This is a genomic window from Kitasatospora sp. NBC_00374 (genome assembly GCF_041434935.1).
In the GTDB taxonomy this organism is placed as follows: Bacteria; Actinomycetota; Actinomycetes; order Streptomycetales; family Streptomycetaceae; genus Kitasatospora.
Window position 1 is genome coordinate 5,434,160 of the sequence record NZ_CP107964.1, and the last position, 19,029, is coordinate 5,453,188.

A 19,029-nucleotide genomic window follows, 5' to 3' on the forward strand; every position below is an offset into this window, starting at 1 on the left:
CCGGGCCGTGCTCTGTTCGTGACCGAATCTCGACCCTGATCGCGCAACCTTGCGAGAGGACCCCACGTGTAAAGGGCTGACGGCCGACTGGGGAGATGGGGAGCACGCGAGTGAAGTCGATACGCACGGGTCTGGCGGCAGGGGCGCTCGGGAGCGCGCTGGTGCTGCTGGCGACCGGCTGCAACTCGGCCGGCGGCACGGCCGCGGGCCCGGCGGCCGCGCCCTCCTCGGCCCCTGCGGCGTCCGCCTCCTCCGCCGGGCCCACCGCCTCCTCGGCCGTGCTGAGCATCGAGCCGGCCAACGGCGCCAAGGGCGTCAAGCCCGCGGGGGCGCTCAAGGTCGGGGTGGTCGGCGGCAGGCTGACCACCGTCACGGTCACCGGCCCGGACGGCGCCCAGGTGCCCGGCGCGGTCGCCGCGGACGGGCTCAGCTGGGTGCCCGCCGCCAACCTCGCGGTCTCCGCGCAGTACAAGGTGGCGGCGACGGCGACCGACGCCAACGGGATCCGGACGACGGCCGAGAGCGGCTTCACCACCCTCACCCCGACCAAGGACGCCGGGGCCCACGACAACATCGCCGACAACGCCACCTACGGCGTCGGCATGATCGTCTCGCTGACCTTCGAGCGCCCGGTGAAGGACAAGGCGGCGGTGGAGAAGGGCGTCACCTTCGAGACCTCGGACGGCACGGTGGTCAAGGGCCACTGGTTCGGCAGCCAGCGGGTCGACTTCCGGCCGGAGCGGTACTGGACGGCCGGTACCAAGGTCAACGTGCACTACCGGCTGAAGAGCGTCGAGGTCTCGCCCGGCGTCTACGGCGGGGTGGACCGGGACGAGCCGTTCACCATCGGCCGCTCGCAGATCAGCACGGCGGACGTGGCCACCCACCAGATGGCGGTGGTGCGCGACGGCCAGCAGGCCGACACCGTGCCGTTCACGGCGGGCAAGGCGGGCTTCGACACCTGGAACGGCACCATGGTGGTCGAGGAGATGTCCGAGACCACCCGGATGACCTCCCAGGGCGTCGCGGGGGTCGGCTCGGGCGACGAGTACGACATCTCCGACGTGCCGCACGCGATGCGGCTGACCGACTCCGGCACGTACGTCCACGGCAACTACTGGGGCAACGCGTTCGGTTCCTACAACGCCAGCCACGGCTGCATCGGCCTGGCCGACGGCAAGGGCGGCAGCGCCGGCTCGCGGGCCGGGAAGTTCTACGCCTCCTCGCTGGTCGGCGACGTGGTCACCGTGGTCAACTCCAAGGGCAGGCAGGTCGCGGCCGACAACGGGCTGAGCGGCTGGAACCTCGACTGGCCCAACTGGTAGGCGCCGGTGGGCGTTTCGAACGCCCCGCCCGGGCCGGTGTTCGATTGTGGCGGGCATATGCCAGACGAATAGTGATCGTTTGGTCATTGTCCGTGCGCGCCCGCATGCGTTCCGCAATGATGGGCGCATGGCAGGATGGGGCGAAGCGGACCAGGCATCATATTCCTTGGCCGCACTGGCCGATGACGGCCTTTCGGTGTGCGGTGTGCCGGCACTGTCGGAGCTGGAACGGCGGACCTCCCCGGAGCTGCAGGAGACCGCGTTCCAGCAGCTCAGGGGCCGGGCCCCGGACGAGGAGGCCCGGCTCCCGTCCCGCCCGCAGTCGGCCGGCATCGCCCGCCGGGTGGTCCTCGCGGTCCTGTCCGACTGGGGCCTCCATCAGCAGTTGGCGGCGGGCGAGTTGCTCACCGGCGAGCTGGTCGCGAACGCCGTTCGGCATGCCGGGGGTCGCACGATCGGGTTACGTATGGTGCGCAGACCCGGCTGCGTCCGGGTCGAGGTGCGGGACTCCTCGCGGGCGCTGCCCTGTCTGATCCTCTCCACCGAACCGCTGCACGAGAGCGGCCACGGCCTGCGGGTGGTCGCGGAGGTCTCCGACCGCTGGGGGGCGGACCTGCTGCCACGTGGCAAGGCGGTCTGGTTCGAACTCAAGGTGCGCGAACGCGTGGCGGGCTGAGCCGGGACGCCCGGAAAACCAGTGCGGGGCCCCCCGTCCACGGTGTACGTGGTCTGGGGGCCCCTGCAGGTCACCGCGCAGGCCAATGGGGGTGCATGCTGCGCAGTGGTGACGGCCGGACCGGGTCGTGGAGGCCGTGGATCGCGTCGGCGCGCGGGGCGCCGGACTTGTTCGACTATCGCACGGTCTCAGCATGTGAGCAAATTGGATTGGAAGGCATGTAACCCAGTTCACCTTAGGTGTGCGAATGGATTGGCGTGCCGGCCTGTGATTATTCAGCGAATCGCCACTTTGAGGTCATGGGCGCCCCCGGCCGGAGCGTTCCGCGCGAGGAATTCCTGCCACCAGGCGTCGGAGCGCGGCGTACGGGAGAAGTACGTGCGTTGCACGCAATGGGCACCGCCCGGACCGGCGTTCGCCCGGACGTGGCGCAGATGACCCGCCTCGGAGAGGCTTCGCAGCGCGGACCGCACGGCCTGCTGCCCGTAGTGCGGCTGCTCCCGGGCGAGCGTCCTGGTGTCGATCGCCGCGCCCTCGGGCAGCCGGTCGATGAACGCCGCCAGGTACGCCTCTCGGGCGGGCAGATGTGCGAAGTCCGCTGCGCCGTGCGGGTGTTCGGTGGGTGCGGAGCGCTTTCCGAAGCCGGGTTTGGCCATCGGAGGCGCGTACGGGGGCGGGGCGGCGCCAAAGTCTTGGGAAGCCACAGGATCGCCTTGCACGGTCGGGGTGGTCGGACCCCCGTCCGGTGTTGCGAGCGCCGGCGGGGGTTGTTCTGTTGCTGCGCACGCTACACGGCCGTGGCGGATGGTAGCGAGAGGGTGACGATTAGTCATACCTGATGGTCACGGGGGCACTTGGGTGAGAACCCACCCGTTCCGACCCGAGATCGCTCGGCGTCGGGAGGTCGAACCCGGGGCTACGGCAGCGGCTGCCGCGCCGCGAACGCCACGAACTCCGCCCACCGGCCCGGCGGGAACCCGAGCGTCGGGCCGGCCTTGTCCTTCGAGTCCCGGACATGCACGGTGCCGGGGGAGGGGGCGACCTCGACGCAGGCGCCGCCCTCGGTGCCGCTGTGGCTGGACTTGAACCACGTCAGTTCGGTACTCATAGCTCCTCCGCCAACCTGCAGATGAACCGCGCCGACTCCTCGGGATTCAGAGCCTGTCGAACGATCATTGCATGGCGCTGGGTCAGTGTGCTCACCCTCTCCGCGTCGGAGTAGAGCATGCCCATCGCCTGTCCCTCCTCGTAGGCGAGCCGCTCATGCTCGGCCGTCTCCAACAGGACGAAGGGTCCGTTGACGCCAGGATGCACGCCCACCGACGGCACCACCTGGACGGTGACGTGCCGTGGTTCGCCCGCCGCGAGGAGATGCTGCAACTGCAGCTTGTGAGCACCCTTGCTGCACACCGGGCGGCGTAGGACGGCCTCCTCGATCACGAAGGTGAACGACTTGGTCTGCTTGTGCAGCACCGCCTGGCGGGCCAGCCGGGCGCGGACCCGCTCCTCGACCGTGTCGTCGTCCAGCGGCGGCCAGTGCGCGCTGAGCAGTGCCCGTGCGGTGTCCTCGGTCTGGAGGAGTCCTGGAATCAGCTGGTTCTCGTACCAGTTGAGTACCCGGGCCTCAGCCTCGTACCGCATGAAGTCCCGCGAGAACGACGGGAACCGCTCCGGCGCAAGGTACTCCGTGGCCGCGACCAACTTGCCCCGTGCGCCGCAGAGTTCGTCCGCCACCTCCAGCAGGCGCAGGCTGGGTCTGCGCCGCCCCTGCTCCATCGATTTCACGCTCTCCGGTTCGTAGTTGGCCGCCCTGCCCAACTCCTCCCGGGTGACGCCCGCCTGGGTGCGCCAGAGCTTGATCTGGTTGCCGCAGTAGCGCCACGCCATCGGCGGCTGGGCGGTCTCGCTCGTCACCGGGTGCCGTCCCCTCTCCAGGTACGCGCCGGGTACGACCACGTTCTGTACCCGTGGCGTCACTCCTGAGAGTAGGGCCCGACCGGCACCTTGGGAGCGTCGATCGGCGCAAACCGCGCCCGTGAGTGAACCCGTCCCCGAGGACAGCCATGACCGCACACACCGCCGTTCCCGCCGAGTGGCTGCTGCCGCTGCGCGCCCGCAGTGCGGGCCGCGCCCGCGCGCTGCTGCGCGACCAGGCCCACGCGTGGGGCCTGCCGGAGGACACGACGGAGACCGCCCTGCTCCTGCTCAGCGAACTGGTCACCAACGCCTGCCGGCACGCCAGGGTCCCGTCGGGCCGACGCGTCGGCATCCGCTGCATCCTGCGGGACGGCACCCTGCGCGTCGAGGTCTCCGACCCGGGCGACGGCGTCCCCCGCCCCCGCCGGGCCGGCCCCGACGACGAGTCCGGCCGGGGCCTCGTGCTCGTCGCCGCGCTCGCCACCGGCTGGGGCACCCACCCCCGCCCGTCCGGCCCGGGCAAGACCGTCTGGTTCGAACTCGGTCGTTGTGAAGCGCCTTCGGCCGGGTCACCGGGACGACGGTGAGGAGTGGTTCCAGCCCCGCGAAGTGGCCACCGGCGTCCGGGCTCGCGGCCGGCAACCGATCCCGACGACCACCCCGGGGGTTTCCGGGCCGGAGTCCCCGGCCCGCGCGGTGCGGGCCGGGACATTCAGCGGTGGTGCCGACTCAGCACTCGATGACGTTGACCGCGAGGCCGCCGCGCGAGGTCTCCTTGTACTTGATCTTCATGTCGGCGCCGGTCTCCTTCATGGTCTTGATCGCCTTGTCGAGCGACACGTGGTGCCGCCCGTCGCCGCGCAGGGCCATCCGGGCCGCGGTGACGGCCTTGACGGACGCCATGCCGTTGCGCTCGATGCAGGGGATCTGGACCAGACCGCCGACCGGGTCGCAGGTGAGGCCCAGGTTGTGCTCGATCCCGATCTCGGCCGCGTTCTCGACCTGCTCGGGGCTGCCGCCGAGCACCTCGGCGAGACCGCCGGCGGCCATCGAGCAGGCGGAGCCGACCTCGCCCTGGCAGCCGACCTCGGCGCCGGAGATGGAGGCGTTCTCCTTGAAGAGCATGCCGATCGCGCCGGCGGCGAGCAGGAAGCGGACGATGCCGTCGTCGTCGGCGCCGGGGATGAAGTTCTGGAAGTAGTGCAGGACGGCCGGGATGATGCCGGCCGCGCCGTTGGTCGGTGCGGTGACCACGCGCTGCCCGGAGGCGTTCTCCTCGTTCACGGCCATCGCGTAGAGGGTGACCCACTCCATCGCGTTGGCCGGCCCGATGCCCTCGGCGCGCAGTGCGCGGGCGCCGGAGGCGGCGCGGCGGCGGACCTTGAGGCCGCCGGGCAGGATGCCCTCGCGGGCCATGCCGGCGTCGACGCACTCCTTCATCACGCCCCAGATCTCCAGGAGTCCGGTGCGGATCTCGGCCTCGCTGCGCCAGGCCTTCTCGTTCTCCAGCATCAGGCCGGAGATCGACAGCCCGGTCTCCCGGGTGAGCCGCAGCAGTTCCTCGCCGGTGCGGAAGGGGTAGCGCAGGGCGGTGTCGTCGGGCACGACCCGGTCCGCGCCGATGGCGTCCTCGTCGACGACGAAGCCGCCGCCGACCGAGTAGTAGGTCTTCTCCAGGACGGTGGCGCCGGCGGCGTCGAAGGCCCAGAGGGTCATGCCGTTGGCGTGGTAGGGCAGGGACTTGCGCCGGTGCAGGACCAGCTCGGTGTCCGGGTCGAAGGTGATCTCGTGGGCGCCGAGCAGTCGCAGCCGCTTGTCGGCCTTGATCCGGTCGACGTCCAGGTCGGCCTGGTCGACGTCGACGGTGCGCGGGGAGTTCCCCTCCAGGCCGAGCAGCACGGCCTTGGGGGTGCCGTGGCCGTGCCCGGTCGCGCCGAGTGAGCCGAAGAGCTCTGCCCGGACGGTGGTGACCTGGGTCAGCAGCCCTTCGGACTTCAGCCGGCGGGCGAACATCCGGGCCGCTCGCATCGGGCCGACGGTGTGCGAGCTGGACGGGCCGATGCCGATGGAGAAGAGGTCGAAGACGCTGATGGCCACGGGGGACGTCCTTGTCTGGTCTCGTGGAGACGTGCTAGAAGGTGCGGGCACGGCGCGGGGCACCGCGGTCCACTGTCCAGTGTGCGCGGTGCCCCGGAGAACCGGGAGGTACGGCGGGGGGCGCCCGTCGTACCCCGAGGTGAACTACAGGTTCGGGTAGAGCGGGTACTTGGCGGCCAGCGCGGTGACGCGGGCCTTGAGGGCGGTGGCCTTGGCCTCGTCGAAGGCGGGCAGCAGCGCCTCGGCGATGATGTCGGCGACCTCGGTGAAGTCCTCGGCCTGGAAGCCGCGGGTGGCGAGGGCGGGGGTGCCGATCCGCAGGCCGGAGGTGACCATCGGGGGGCGGGGGTCGTTCGGGACGGCGTTGCGGTTGACCGTGATGCCGACCTCGTGGAGGCGGTCCTCGGCCTGCTGGCCGTCGAGCTCGCTGTGGCGCAGGTCGACGAGGACCAGGTGGACGTCGGTGCCGCCGGAGAGGACGGAGACGCCGGCCTCGGTCGCGTCGGCCTGCAGCAGGCGCTCGGCGAGGATCTTGGCGCCGTCCAGGGTGCGCTGCTGGCGCTCCTTGAACTCCTCGGAGGCGGCGATCTTGAAGGCGACGGCCTTGCCGGCGATCACGTGCTCGAGCGGGCCGCCCTGCTGGCCGGGGAAGACCGCGGAGTTGATCTTCTTGGCGTACTCGGCCTTGGAGAGGATCACGCCGCCGCGCGGGCCGCCGAGGGTCTTGTGGGTGGTGGTGGTGACAACGTCGGCGTACGGCACCGGGGACGGGTGCAGGCCGGCGGCGACCAGGCCGGCGAAGTGCGCCATGTCGACCATGAGCAGGGCGCCGACCTCGTCCGCGATGCGGCGGAACTCGGCGAAGTCCAGCTGGCGGGGGTAGGCGGACCAGCCGGCGATGATCAGCTTCGGCTGGTGCTCCTTGGCGAGGCGCTCGACCTCGGCCATGTCGACGACGCCGGTCTCGTCGACGTGGTAGGCGGCCACGTTGTAGAGCTTGCCGGAGAAGTTGATCTTCATGCCGTGGGTCAGGTGGCCGCCGTGGGCCAGGCTGAGGCCCAGGATGGTGTCGCCCGGCTGGATCAGCGCGAACATGGCGGCCGCGTTGGCCTGCGCGCCGGAGTGCGGCTGGACGTTGGCGTGCTCGGCGCCGAACAGCTCCTTGATCCGGTCGATCGCGATCTGCTCGACCACGTCGACGTGCTCGCAGCCGCCGTAGTAGCGCTTGCCGGGGTAGCCCTCGGCGTACTTGTTGGTCAGGACCGAACCCTGGGCCTCCATGACCGCCACGGGGGCGAAGTTCTCGGAGGCGATCATTTCGAGGGTGGTCTGCTGGCGGTGCAGCTCGGCGTCGACCGCGGCGGCGATCTCCGGGTCGAGCGCGTGCAGGGACTGGTTGAGAACCGTCATGAGTGGGTCTTCCCGTGGGGCTGGGCGGGTTACCTGAGGGGAAGGGGCCGTCCGCCGCGCTGCGGCCGGCCCCCTTTCACGCGGGTCGGTCAGACGCCGGTGGTGAAGGCGGTGTAGGCCTCGGCGTCGAGCAGCTCGTCGGTCGCCTCGACCTTGACCTTGAACAGCCAGGCACCCTCGAAGGGCTCGCCGTTGACCAGCGCCGGGTCGTCGATGACGGCCTGGTTGATCTCGACGATCTCACCGGTGGCCGGCGAGAACAGGTCGCTGACCGACTTGGTCGACTCCAGCTCACCACAGGTCTCGCCGGCGGTGACGGTCTCACCGACCTCCGGGAGCTGGACGTACACGATGTCGCCGAGGGCGTCGGCCGCGTGCTTGGTGATGCCGACGGTCGAGACGCCGTCCGCGTCAGCCGCGGTCAGCCACTCGTGCTCCTTGGTGTACTGCAGGTGCGTGGGGTTGCTCATGACGTCATTCTCCAGGATCGCAAGAGGGTAGGCGAAGCCGTCCGCTGCGCGGACCGGACTCGGGGGTTCGTACGGCTCAGCGGGCGCGCTTGTAGAACGGCAGCGCGACGACCTCGACCGGCTCGTGCCTGCCGCGGACGTCGACGGCGACCGCGGTGCCGGGGGCGGCGTGCGCCGCGTCCACGTACGCGATGGCGATCGGCTTGCCCAGGGTGGGGGACGGCGAGCCGGAGGTGATCCGGCCGATCGGGGCTCCCTCGGTGGAGACCACCGCGTACTCGGCGCGCGGGACGCGCTTGCCCTCGGAGACCAGGCCGACCAGGACCTGCGGCGGGTTGGTCTCGGCGGCCGCGGCGGCCTGCTCCAGGGCCTTGCGGCCGACGAACTCGCCGTTGTTGGTGGTCTTGTCGAAGCGGACCACGCGGCCCAGACCCGCGTCGAAGGGGGTGAGGTCGGTGGACAGCTCGTGCCCGTAGAGCGGCATGCCGGCCTCCAGGCGCAGCGTGTCGCGGCAGGACAGGCCGGCCGGGACCAGGCCGGCCGGGGCGCCGGCCCCGGTCAGCGCCTGCCACAGGTGCTCGGCGTCGGCGGGGGCGCAGAAGATCTCGAAGCCGTCCTCGCCGGTGTAGCCGGTGCGGGCCAGCCAGACGTCGCGGTCGGCCACGGTGGCGGGCAGCAGGGCGTAGTACTTCAGCGCGGGCAGGTCGGCGTCGGTCAGCGAGGCCAGGATGCCGTTGGCCTCCGGGCCCTGGACGGCGATCAGCGCGTAGGCGTCGCGGTCGTCGCGGACGACCGCGTCGAAGCCGGCCGCGCGCTCGGTCAGCGCGTCCAGCACGACCTGGGCGTTGGAGGCGTTGGCGACCACCATGTACTCGGTCTCGCCGGTGCGGTAGACGATCAGGTCGTCCAGGATGCCGCCGTCCTCGCGGCAGATCATGGTGTAGCGGGCGCGCAGCACGCCGAGCGCGGAGATGAAGCCGACCAGCGCGTGGTCCAGCAGCTCGCCGGCCTGCGGGCCGGTCACGGTGATCTCACCCATGTGCGAGAGGTCGAACAGACCCGCCTTGGTGCGGACCGCGAGGTGCTCCTCGCGCTCGGAGCCGTAGCGCAGCGGCATGTCCCAGCCGGCGAAGTCGGTCATGGTGGCGCCGAGCGATCGGTGCAGCGCGTCGAGCGCGGTGTGGCGGAGGGACATGGCGGCGAGACTCCTTGGCTGGGCACTCTGGAGCGCGCCCGCACCTGGATGCGGGCATGCGGTGGCGAGGACTCCCCGTCTGTCGTCGCAACCTGAGAGCTTCACCGCACATAAGAATGGCGGCTTGCACCGTGGGTGGGCGCACGGCGCGGCCGTGTCCACTTTCCAGATGTGCCTCGCCCGTGCGGTATGGGTGCCTGAGAGATTCCGGGGAGGACTTGCTCCTTCGGCGCCGGCCCAGCCTCTGACGAGGCACTCCGGACTCTCCCGCGCGGGTTCGAGCGGCCAGTATGAAGTTCGATCGGGGTCATCATGGCATGCCCGGGGGGGCCTACGGGAGGGGGGCCGGGCGATACGCTCTGTGGGACGGTTCTTCGGCCGGCGCACGGGCCGCACGGCACGTGGCTCGCCCGGTCAGGGCGGAAGGGGCAGAGGCGGATGGGGTACCCGGCGGGCGAGGCGCAGTCCTGGGCGGAGCCGGGCGCGGCTCCCGAGGGCGGGAGCTGGCCGGTCAACGAGCTGGAACAGGTCCTCACCGCGGCTCTGGGCGACCCGGGGGCGACCCCCCGGGTGATCGAGGTGCTGGCCCGCAGCCAGGTGTGGATCCCGCTGCCCGCGGGCGCCGACCGGCAGGGCGAGTCGCTGGACCTGCCCACCATCGAGCTGGCGGGTGCCCCCTACGTCCCGGTCTTCTCCTCCCAGGAGGAGTTCCTGCGCCAGGCGCCGGGGATGGCCTTCGCGATCGCCCCGATGTGGGAGTTCGCCCGCGGTCTTCCGCTGGGGATCGGCATCGCGGTCAACCCCGAGGCGCCGGTGGGCATCCCGGTGCCGCCGGAGGGGGTGGGCGAGCTGCGGCGCGGCCCGCAGGGCGAGCGCGGCCCGGCGCCGGCCGTCCAGGAGGGGGCCCGGGTGGCGCTCAAGGAGCCCGAGCCGCACCAGGAGCCGTACGCCTTCCTCGCCGCCGCCGGTGCCGAACTGGCCGCGCTGCCGGAGGTGTTGACGGCCCGCCGGGCGCTGGCCAAGGTGGAGGGCGAGGCCACGCTGCTCTATCTCGGCATCCAGCTCGACCCGGCGCTGCCGGCCGACCCGGCCCGGGTGGGCGAGGCGCTCGGCCGGGCCCTGGGAACCGCCGCCCCGGCCTGGGGCGTCCACCTGGTGCTGCTCGACCTGGCCGCCGATCCGGTGGTCGACTGGCTGATCGCACAGGTACGGCCGTTCTACGTACGGGCCTGAGCGGGCCCGCCCGCTGGTGACCGTCCAGTAGAGGGACGGCGGTATGACGTGTGTCGGGCCTGCCCAATAGGGTTGCTGCCGACAGCCCGCGCGGCGAGGCCGGCGGAGGCGACGGGACGGGCGAGAGCGAGGTGGGCGCGTGAGCGCGGGAGCGGCAGGCGGCGGCGCACCGGGCCAGTGGGGCCCGGCTGCCCCGGCGCGTCCCGGTGGTGACCCGGGCGCGATCGAGCGCGCCCTGGGCCAGGTCGCGCCCGAGCGGTACGAGGCCTACGAGGCGCTGCTGCGCGCGATCGCCGAGGGCCAGGTCTGGATGCTGCTCTGGCACGGGCAGCCCGGCAGCCCGGACGCCCAGTACGGGAACATGGACATCGGCGGCCACGGCTACGCGCCGGCCGTCACCTCGCCCGGGCAGCTCACCGCCAGCGGCTGGGCCCGCGGCCACGAGGTGATCACCGGCCTGGAGATCGCCAACGCGCTGTACCGCACCCGCTGGGGCCTGTGGCTCGACCCGCACGTGCCCGGCGGCGGGGTCGGCGTGCCCTGGGCCGACCTGCGCCGGATCGCCGTCGGCCTGGACCGGCTGCCGGCCGGCCCGCTCCAGCTCGGCGAACCGCAGGTGCAGGCGCCGCAGTTCTACGCGCAGCTGGACCGCCAGGCGGCCGAGGTGCGCCCGCTGCGCTCGCTGCGCCAGGCCTGGGTCCAGCCGGCCCTGGGCGAGCCGTACCTGGCGATCGGCCTCGACCTGTACGACACCTCGCCGCCCGCCGTCGAGGCGGCCCGGGCGCTGGTGCAGCGCGCGGTGGCGCACGTGCCCGAGGGCCTGTCGGTGTCCACGGTGATGCTGGCGGACGAGTTCGACCCGGTCGCCATGTGGCTGTGGGCCAACGGCCGGCCGCTGTACGACCGCGAGGCCCGGTTCGGCCACACCCAGGCGCCGCCGCCCCCGCCGTACCCGGGGTACGGCTACCCGCCGCCGCAGGGGCAGTCCGTCGCGGGCTGGCAGCAACCGCCGTGGCCCGGGTACCCGGGCCGCTGAATCAGGTTCGTACACCATTCGAATGACCGGCCGTCGGGCAATTCGCCGACGGTTCCTCCGGCCTGGCCCGGCGCGGCCACCTGGCAGTTCTCCGCCATTGGCGACCTTCCGTCAGCCGATGCCTTGACAGGAACGTAACACCTGTGTGAAGAGCGATATGCGGTGGAAACGGCCATGCATGCAGGCAGATCACAGTTGGGCATCCTTCGCTTGTGGGGGGTGGCGCAAGCCTGTCCGAATGACACAGAGTTCTGCGCAATGCAGAGCGCGGCAGGAGCCCCACGAAGGCGAACGCGCAAGCTGAAACACCTGATCCGCGCGGTCGGCGTTCCGACCGGAGTACCAGCTCGTCGCAACGGGCAGTCGTATTGCAGTACTTGGCATCCTCAGCACCTCAGCACCGCACCTTCAGCACCGCCGCACCGTTTCCGGCACCACCGCACCGACGCATCGTCACCAAGCATCAGTGGCGCAATTCGGTCCATTTCGCAGCTTCGGCCCTGATCGGGCCGGACGGTACGCGAACGGACCGGAGACCGTGGGCCGGCCACCGTCGGCGAGGGGACCGAACTGACCATGACCACATCGAACGAGACCATCGGCACCGCGTCCCAGGCCAAGCAGGAACCAGGCCCGGCGAAGCGGATCGAGGGCAGATCGCTCAGCCAGATCGCCTGGCTGCGCTTCAAGCGCGACAAGGCCGCCGTCGCCGGCGGCGTGGTCGTCATCCTGCTGGTGCTGCTCGCGGCACTGGCCAAGCCGATCGAGGCGGTCTTCGGCCTCGACCCGAACGCCTTCCACCAGGACGCCCTGGACGCCAACCTCGGCGGCATCCCGTTCGGCGACTGGGGCGGGATGAGCTGGGAGCACCCGCTGGGCGTCGACGTCCAGTACGGGCGCGACATCATGACCCGCATCCTCGAAGGCTCCTGGGTCTCGCTGCTGGTGGCCTTCGGCGCCACCGTGCTGTCCAATGTCATCGGGACCGTGCTGGGTATCACCGCCGGCTACTACGGCGGCTGGGTGGACACCGTGATCAGCCGCCTGATGGACATGTTCCTGGCCTTCCCGCTGCTGCTGTTCGCGATCGCCATCTCGGCCTCGCTCAAGGACGGCGCGTTCGGGCTGCACGGCACCTCGCTCCACATCGCGGTGCTGATCTTCGTGATCGGCTTCTTCAACTGGCCCTACATGGGCCGGATCGTGCGCGGCCAGACCCTCTCGCTGCGTGAGCGCGAGTTCGTGGACGCGGCCCGCAGCCTCGGTGCCCGGGGGCCGTTCATCCTGTTCAAGGAGCTGCTGCCGAACCTGGTCGGTCCGATCCTGGTCTACTCGACCCTGCTGATCCCGACCAACATCCTCTTCGAGGCCGGCCTGAGCTTCCTCGGCGTCGGCATCGAGCCGCCGCAGGCCTCCTGGGGCGGGATGCTGAGCAACGCGATCGACTACTACCAGGTGGACCCGCAGTACCTGATGGTCCCCGGCCTGGCGATCTTCATCACCGTGCTCGCTTTCAACCTGTTGGGTGACGGGCTCCGTGACGCCCTCGACCCCAAGAACAACTGACATACCGTCAGAACTTTTTCCACCGTCATCGCTCTTCCTCCAAGGGGTTGATTTCAGCTATGCGCAGGTCCCGTACTGCCGCGCTGACCGCGCTCGCCGCGGCCGTGGCGCTCACCCTCACCGGCTGCTCCAGCAGCAAGGGCAGCTCCGAGGGCGCCACCAAGGGCGGCTCCGTCGCCGGTGCCGACGCGGCCACGAAGAACATCGTGAACGCCTCGGAGCAGAAGGGCGGCACGGTCGTCTACGAGCACTCCGACGTGCCGGACTCCTTCGACCCCGGTAACACGTACTACGCGTACATGTACAACTTCTCGCGTCTGTACGGCCGTCCCCTCACCACCTTCCAGCCGGCCGCCGGCGAGGAGGGCAACAAGCTGGTCCCGGACCTCGCGGAGTCGCTCGGCCAGGTCAGCGCCGACGGCCTGAGCTGGACCTACAAGCTGCGCGCCGGCATCAAGTACGACGACGGCAGCGTGGTCACCTCCAAGGACGTCAAGTACGCGGTGGAGCGCTCCAACTTCGCGGCCGACGTGCTGTCCAACGGCCCGACCTACTTCCACGACCTGCTCAAGGACAACGACACCCCGTACGCGGGTCCGTACAAGGACAAGAGCCCCGAGGGCCTGAAGTCCATCGAGACCCCGGACGACACCACCATCGTCTTCCACCTGAAGCAGCCGTTCGCGGACTTCGACTACCTGGTCAGCGCCCCGCAGACGGTCCCGGTGCCGCAGGCCAAGGACACCGGCGCGGACTATGTGAAGCACATCGCCTCCACCGGCAGCTACAAGTTCCAGAGCTACGAGGACGGCAAGGAGGTCGTGCTCGTCCCGAACACCAACTGGGACGCGAAGACCGACCCGATCCGCAAGCAGCTGGCCGAGAAGATCCAGGTCAAGCTGAAGATCGCGCAGTCCACCATCGACCAGGACCTGCTGGCCGGCAACGCCCAGGTCGACCTGGCCGGCAAGGGTGTCGACCCGCAGACCCAGGCCAAGCTCCTGCTGGACCCGAAGCTCAAGGCGCAGACCGACAACACCTACGGTGGCCGCCTGGTCTACACCGCGATCAACACCAAGGTCGCGCCGTTCGACAACATCGACTGCCGCAAGGCCGTCCAGTTCGCGATCGACAAGGTCTCGGTGCAGACCGCGATCGGCGGCCCGATCCGCGGCGACGTGGCCTCCACCGTGCTGCCGCCGGACATCCCGGGCTACCAGAAGTCCAACCTGTACGAGACCGCCGGCAACAAGGGCGACGAGGCCAAGGCCAAGGAGGCCCTGAAGGCCTGCGGCAAGCCGGAGGGCTTCAAGACCAGCATCATGGCCCGCCAGGACCGCTCGACCGAGGTCGCCTCGGCCACCGCGATCCAGGCCGCGCTGAAGAAGGTCGGCATCGAGGTCGACATCCAGCAGTTCCCGCAGGGCAAGTACTTCTCGGACTTCGCGGGCGTGCCGGAGTACACCGACAGCCACGGCACCGGCCTGATCATGATGCAGTGGGGCGCCGACTGGCCGACCGGCTACGGCTTCCTGCAGCAGGTCGTGGACGGCCGGGCGATCAAGAAGTCCGGTAACACCAACCTCTCGCAGCTGAACGACCCGTCGATCAACAAGCTGCTGGACGACGCGATCGCCAACCCGGACCGCGCCGCCCGCGAGAAGATCTACGGCGAGATCGACAAGAAGGCCATGGACGCGGCGGTCATCGTCCCGCTGACCTACTACAAGGTCTTCCTGTACCGCCCGGTGGGCGCCACCAACATGGCCTCCACCCCGGCCTTCTCCGGTCAGTACGACTACCTGAACATCGGCGTCACCAAGTAAGAGCCTGGCTCCACACCCCTGAAGGCAGGTGAAGGCAGCGGCGCCCGCCTCCGGCCCGGTCACCCCGGGCGGAGGCGGGCCGCCGCAGCCGACCGACTATGTTCGCCTACATCATCCGAAGGATCCTCGCGGCCGTCGTGCTGCTGCTGGTCGTCAGCGCCATCACCTTCGGCATCTTCTTCCTGCTGCCCTCGCTGGCGGGGGAGACCACCGACCAGCTGGCCGCCCAGTACGTGGGCAAGAACCCGAGCCCCGAGGCGATCGCCGCGGTCAAGCAGAACCTCGGGTTCGACCAGCCGCTGTACGTCCAGTACGGCCGCTTCCTCAAGGCCCTGGTGAGCGGCGCCGAGTACCAGTTCGGCCCGGACCCGGTCAGCTGCCACGTCCCCTGCTTCGGCTACTCGTTCAAGAACCACGTCGAGGTCTGGCCGGAGATCTCCTCCCGCATCCCGGTCACCTTCTCGCTGGCCGTCGGCGCCTCGGTGATCTGGCTGGTCTCCGGTGTCTCCACCGGCGTGATCTCGGCCCTCAAGCCCAAGTCGATCTTCGACCGGCTGTCGATGGGCGTCGCCCTGGCCGGCGTCTCCAGCCCGGTCTTCTTCACCGGCGCCCTGCTGCTGCTCTTCTTCCACTTCAAGTGGCCGCTGTTCGAGAACGTCGAGTACGTCAACTTCACCGACGACCCGTTCGCCTGGGCCGGACACCTGATCCTGCCGTGGGTCTCGCTGGCCTTCCTCTACTCCGCGCTCTACGCCCGGCTCACCCGGGCCGGGATGCTGGAGACGATGAGCGAGGACTACATCCGCACCGCCCGGGCCAAGGGCCTGGTCGAGCGGAAGGTGATCGTCCGGCACGGCCTGCGCTCGGCGCTCACCCCGATCATCACCATCTTCGGCATGGACCTGGGCCTGCTCCTCGGTGGCGCCCTGATCACCGAACAGGTCTTCTCGCTCAAGGGCATCGGCGCCTACGCCGTGGCCGCCATCGGTGAGAACGACCTGCCCAAGGTGCTCGGCGTGACCCTGGTCGCCGCCTTCTTCATCGTGGCCTGCAACCTCCTGGTTGACCTCCTGTACGCCGCAGTCGACCCCCGCGTGAGGCTGTCATGATCGACCTTCAGTCCTCCTCGCCGGACAGCTTCCTGTCCGTCCGCGACCTGCGGATCCACTTCGACACCGACGACGGCCTGGTCAGGTCCGTGGACGGGGTCAGCTTCGACCTGCAGCGCGGGAAGACCCTCGGCATCGTCGGCGAGTCCGGCTCCGGCAAGTCCGTCACCTCGCTCGGCATCATGGGCCTGCACCGCTCCAAGCGGGCCCGGATCACCGGCGAGATCTGGCTGGACGGCGAGGAGCTGATCGCCGCCGGGCCCGAGCGCGTCCGGCAGCTCCGCGGCCAGAAGATGTCGATGATCTTCCAGGACCCGCTGACCGCGATGCACCCCTACTACACGATCGGCCAGCAGATCGTGGAGGCCTACCGGGTGCACCACCCGGAGGTGAGGAAGAAGGACGCCCGCAAGCGGGCCGTGGAGATGCTCGACCGGGTCGGCATCCCGCAGCCGGACCGCCGGGTGGACGACTACCCGCACCAGTTCTCCGGCGGCATGCGCCAGCGCGCCATGATCGCGATGGCCCTGGTCAACGACCCGTCGCTGCTGATCGCCGACGAGCCGACCACCGCGCTGGACGTCACCGTCCAGGCGCAGATCCTGGACCTGATCCGCGACCTGCAGCAGGAGTTCGGCTCCGCGGTCGTCATCATCACGCACGACCTCGGGGTGGTCGCCGAACTGGCCGACGACATCCTGGTGATGTACGGCGGCAAGTGCATCGAGCGGGGCCCCGCGGCCACGCTGTTCGAGGCACCCGAGCACCCCTACACCTGGGGCCTGCTCGGCTCGATGCCGCGCCTGGACCGCGAGCTGCAGGACCGGCTGATCCCGGTCAAGGGCACCCCGCCCAGCCTGATCAACGTGCCGTCCGGCTGCGCTTTCCATCCGCGCTGCCCGTACGCGGAGCTGACCGGCGGGCGCTCGTCCACCGAGGTGCCGGTGCTGGCGGAGGCCTCCGAGCGGCACCATGCCGCCTGCCACATCCCGGCCGCCGACCGCCACCGGATCTTCACCGACGAGATCGCGCCCCGGCTGTGACCCCGTACCACCCCTCAGGAGACACCCCATGACGGACAGTCAGACAGCGGCAATCCCCGCACCCGCGTCCGCCTCCGACCGTGAGCCGCTGCTCCGGGTGACCGCTCTGGCCAAGCACTTCCCGATCACCAAGGGACTGCTGCGCCGGCAGAGCGGCGCCGTCCGGGCGGTGGACGGGATCGACTTCACGGTCAACGCGGGCGAGACCCTCGGCGTGGTCGGCGAGTCGGGCTGCGGCAAGTCGACCATGGGGCGCCTGGTCACCCGGCTCGCGGAGCCCACCGGCGGGAAGATCGAGTTCGAGGGCAACGACATCACGCACCTGAGCACGGGTGCGATGCGGCCGCTGCGCAAAGACATCCAGATGATCTTCCAGGACCCGTACTCCTCGCTGAACCCCCGGCACACCGTGGGCACCATCGTGGGGGCGCCGTTCCGGCTGCAGAAGGTGCGGACCGAGCACGGCGTCAAGCGGGCCGTGCAGGACCTGCTGGAGCTGTGCGGGCTCAGCCCCGAGCACTACAACCGCTACCCGCACGAGTTCTCCGGCGGCCAGCGGCAGCGCATCGGCATCGCCCGGGCGCTGGCGCTCAAGCCCAAGATGATCGTCGCGGACGAGCCGGTCTCGGCGCTGGACGTCTCCATCCAGGCCCAGGTGGTCAACCTGCTGGACGACCTGCAGAACGAGCTCGGCCTGACCTACCTGATCATCGCGCACGACCTCTCGGTGGTCCGGCACGTCTCGGACCGGGTCGCGGTGATGTACCTCGGCAAGATCGTCGAGATCGCCGAGCGGGACTCGCTCTACAAGGCCCCGATGCACCCGTACACCACCGCGCTGATGTCGGCCGTGCCGGTGCCCGACCCGACCCGCAAGGAGCGCCGGGAGCGGATCCTGCTCACCGGCGACGTCCCGTCGCCGATCAACCCGCCGAGCGGCTGCCGCTTCCGGACCCGCTGCTGGAAGGCCCAGGAGGTCTGCGCGAGCCAGGAGCCGCCGCTGGTCGCGGCCAAGGCCGGCCACCAGGTGGCCTGCCACTTCCCGGAGAACCCCGTCCTGGTCTGAGCACCGGGGCGACCCGGGCCGACCGGGCCGAGCGTCACGAAGGCCACCGACCGTCCGCGGCCGGTGGCCTTCGGCGTGTCCCGGCGCGGCGCGGGAGCGCCGGGCCCGCCCGGCCCGCCGCCGGGCCCCGCTCTAGGCCTTCTGCCGCACCCGCCGTCCTCCGTACGGTGCAGCCCGCGGCCCCAGTCGTTGCGGCCGGGACGGGGGCGTGCGTTCACTGATCGGTGTTCTGATCCGATCGACGCCCGACCCCGGCCGGGCAGCTGGGAGGCCGTCCGGTGCTGTCGGCGCGCAGTCTGTTCCACGAGATCCACGACCACGACGAGGCATTCCGGCTCTTCTGCTCCATCGCGGCCAAGGGCGAGGACCAGGGCGGCTGGGAGAACGGCCGGATCTCCAGGCTGGTCGACGACCAGTGGCTCGCCCCGCGCATCGCCCGGCACGGTGCGGACGAGGACAAGCACGGAAGGATCTTCAACGCGCTGCTGCACAAGCGGGGCCTCGGACCGGTCGAGGTGCCCGAGAGCACCGACTACACGATGATCCTGGAACGCCAGGGGATCGGCCTGGCGCACTCCCGGCTGCGCCGCGACGAGCCGCTGACCGAGGCCGACGTGATCACCTACCTCGCCCACAGCCGGGTCACCGAACAGCGGGCGGCCGAGCAGATGCGGCTGCTCAGGCGGGTCTTCGGGGAACACCCGGAGATCGGCCGGGCGGTGCGGATGATCTCCGCCGACGAGGACAACCACCTCGCCTACTGCCACGAGGAACTGCTCCGGCTGGCCGCCGCCGGCCACGGCCGGCAGATCCTGCGGACCCTGCAGGACACCGCCCGGGCCGAGATCCGCACCTACCGGGACGTGAGCCTCGCGGTGATGGCGCACATGGGCGCGATCCTGCGCTGGCCCAGGGCCAAGTCGGCCGCGCTGGCCGCCGGGATCCACGGGGTGTTCGGCTACGAGCGGCTCGGCGGCTGGCACCGGATGACCACGCTGAGGATGCCGGCGCGGCTCGACGCACTCGGCGGCCCGGCGGCCCACGAGTCCCTCGCCTGAGG

At 70.7% G+C, this 19,029-nt stretch carries 18 protein-coding genes and 1 riboswitch; of the genes, 11 read left to right on the forward strand and 7 right to left on the reverse strand.

Translation table 11 applies throughout. From position 1 onward, the window contains the following. The first annotated feature begins 110 nt into the window (after nt 1-110). Complete coding sequence (locus OG871_RS24415; protein WP_371499268.1) at nt 111-1,325, forward strand: Ig-like domain-containing protein; 1,215 nt, start codon at nt 111-113, stop codon at nt 1,323-1,325. A gap of 205 nt (nt 1,326-1,530) precedes the next feature. Next, nucleotides 1,531-2,001, forward strand: coding sequence for an ATP-binding protein (locus OG871_RS24420; RefSeq protein ID WP_371499270.1), 471 nt, complete (start codon nt 1,531-1,533; stop codon nt 1,999-2,001). A gap of 275 nt (nt 2,002-2,276) precedes the next feature. Here OG871_RS24420 and OG871_RS24425 read toward each other — a convergent pair whose 3' ends face one another. The 3 genes from OG871_RS24425 to OG871_RS24435 all read right to left on the reverse strand — a co-directional run bounded on the left by OG871_RS24425 (nt 2,277) and on the right by OG871_RS24435 (nt 3,888). Further along, the gene (locus OG871_RS24425; protein ID WP_371499272.1) at nt 2,277-2,657 is read right to left on the reverse strand and encodes a hypothetical protein; all 381 of its coding nucleotides are present in this window, start codon (nt 2,655-2,657) and stop codon (nt 2,277-2,279) included. A 260-nt stretch (nt 2,658-2,917) separates the two neighbouring features. Beyond that, a complete protein-coding gene (locus OG871_RS24430; RefSeq protein WP_371499274.1) occupies nt 2,918-3,109 on the reverse strand; it encodes a DUF397 domain-containing protein in 192 nt (63 codons plus the stop codon). After that, a complete protein-coding gene (locus tag OG871_RS24435; RefSeq protein WP_371503410.1) occupies nt 3,106-3,888 on the reverse strand; it encodes a Scr1 family TA system antitoxin-like transcriptional regulator in 783 nt (260 codons plus the stop codon). The genes OG871_RS24430 and OG871_RS24435 overlap by 4 nt, the downstream gene beginning before the upstream one ends. Nucleotides 3,889-4,064: 176 nt before the next feature. Between OG871_RS24435 and OG871_RS24440 the strand changes: the two genes are divergently transcribed. Next, a complete protein-coding gene (locus tag OG871_RS24440) occupies nt 4,065-4,505 on the forward strand; it encodes an ATP-binding protein (protein ID WP_371499276.1) in 441 nt (146 codons plus the stop codon). Nucleotides 4,506-4,647: 142 nt separating this feature from the next. Here OG871_RS24440 and OG871_RS24445 read toward each other — a convergent pair whose 3' ends face one another. The 4 genes from OG871_RS24445 to gcvT all read right to left on the reverse strand — a co-directional run bounded on the left by OG871_RS24445 (nt 4,648) and on the right by gcvT (nt 9,090). Continuing rightward, nucleotides 4,648-6,015 (reverse strand): L-serine ammonia-lyase, encoded by a 1,368-nt coding sequence (locus tag OG871_RS24445; protein ID WP_371499278.1) that lies wholly within the window; start codon nt 6,013-6,015, stop codon nt 4,648-4,650. A gap of 144 nt (nt 6,016-6,159) precedes the next feature. Next, nucleotides 6,160-7,425, reverse strand: a complete 1,266-nt coding sequence (gene glyA / locus OG871_RS24450; RefSeq protein WP_371499280.1) for a serine hydroxymethyltransferase — start codon at nt 7,423-7,425, stop codon at nt 6,160-6,162. 89 nt (nt 7,426-7,514) lie between these two features. Then, the gene (gene gcvH / locus OG871_RS24455; RefSeq protein WP_371499281.1) at nt 7,515-7,895 is read right to left on the reverse strand and encodes a glycine cleavage system protein GcvH; all 381 of its coding nucleotides are present in this window, start codon (nt 7,893-7,895) and stop codon (nt 7,515-7,517) included. A 76-nt stretch (nt 7,896-7,971) separates the two neighbouring features. Further along, nucleotides 7,972-9,090: a glycine cleavage system aminomethyltransferase GcvT gene (gcvT, locus tag OG871_RS24460; RefSeq protein ID WP_371499283.1), complete on the reverse strand. Its 1,119-nt coding sequence runs from the start codon at nt 9,088-9,090 to the stop codon at nt 7,972-7,974. A gap of 175 nt (nt 9,091-9,265) precedes the next feature. Continuing rightward, a riboswitch (glycine riboswitch) is annotated at nt 9,266-9,370 on the reverse strand. A gap of 158 nt (nt 9,371-9,528) precedes the next feature. Between gcvT and OG871_RS24465 the strand changes: the two genes are divergently transcribed. The 8 genes from OG871_RS24465 (at nt 9,529) to OG871_RS24500 (ending at nt 19,027) form a co-directional block, all read left to right on the forward strand. Next, nucleotides 9,529-10,323: an enhanced serine sensitivity protein SseB C-terminal domain-containing protein gene (locus OG871_RS24465; protein ID WP_371499285.1), complete on the forward strand. Its 795-nt coding sequence runs from the start codon at nt 9,529-9,531 to the stop codon at nt 10,321-10,323. Between the two features lie 139 nt (nt 10,324-10,462). Then, nucleotides 10,463-11,359 (forward strand): enhanced serine sensitivity protein SseB C-terminal domain-containing protein, encoded by an 897-nt coding sequence (locus OG871_RS24470; RefSeq protein ID WP_371499287.1) that lies wholly within the window; start codon nt 10,463-10,465, stop codon nt 11,357-11,359. A 576-nt stretch (nt 11,360-11,935) separates the two neighbouring features. Next, nucleotides 11,936-12,925 carry an ABC transporter permease gene (locus OG871_RS24475; protein WP_371499289.1) on the forward strand — a complete coding sequence of 330 codons (990 nt, stop codon included), beginning with the start codon at nt 11,936-11,938 and terminating at the stop codon, nt 12,923-12,925. A gap of 59 nt (nt 12,926-12,984) precedes the next feature. After that, nucleotides 12,985-14,751 (forward strand): ABC transporter substrate-binding protein, encoded by a 1,767-nt coding sequence (locus tag OG871_RS24480; RefSeq protein ID WP_371499291.1) that lies wholly within the window; start codon nt 12,985-12,987, stop codon nt 14,749-14,751. Nucleotides 14,752-14,849: 98 nt separating this feature from the next. Continuing rightward, nucleotides 14,850-15,860: an ABC transporter permease gene (locus tag OG871_RS24485; protein ID WP_371499293.1), complete on the forward strand. Its 1,011-nt coding sequence runs from the start codon at nt 14,850-14,852 to the stop codon at nt 15,858-15,860. After that, nucleotides 15,857-16,903 (forward strand): ABC transporter ATP-binding protein, encoded by a 1,047-nt coding sequence (locus OG871_RS24490; protein WP_371499295.1) that lies wholly within the window; start codon nt 15,857-15,859, stop codon nt 16,901-16,903. The genes OG871_RS24485 and OG871_RS24490 overlap by 4 nt, the downstream gene beginning before the upstream one ends. A gap of 28 nt (nt 16,904-16,931) precedes the next feature. Then, on the forward strand, nt 16,932-17,969 hold the full coding sequence (locus tag OG871_RS24495) for an ABC transporter ATP-binding protein (RefSeq protein WP_371499297.1): 1,038 nt from the start codon (nt 16,932-16,934) through the stop codon (nt 17,967-17,969). Nucleotides 17,970-18,247: 278 nt separating this feature from the next. Further along, nucleotides 18,248-19,027, forward strand: a complete 780-nt coding sequence (locus tag OG871_RS24500; protein ID WP_371499299.1) for a ferritin-like domain-containing protein — start codon at nt 18,248-18,250, stop codon at nt 19,025-19,027. Nucleotides 19,028-19,029 lie beyond the last annotated feature (2 nt).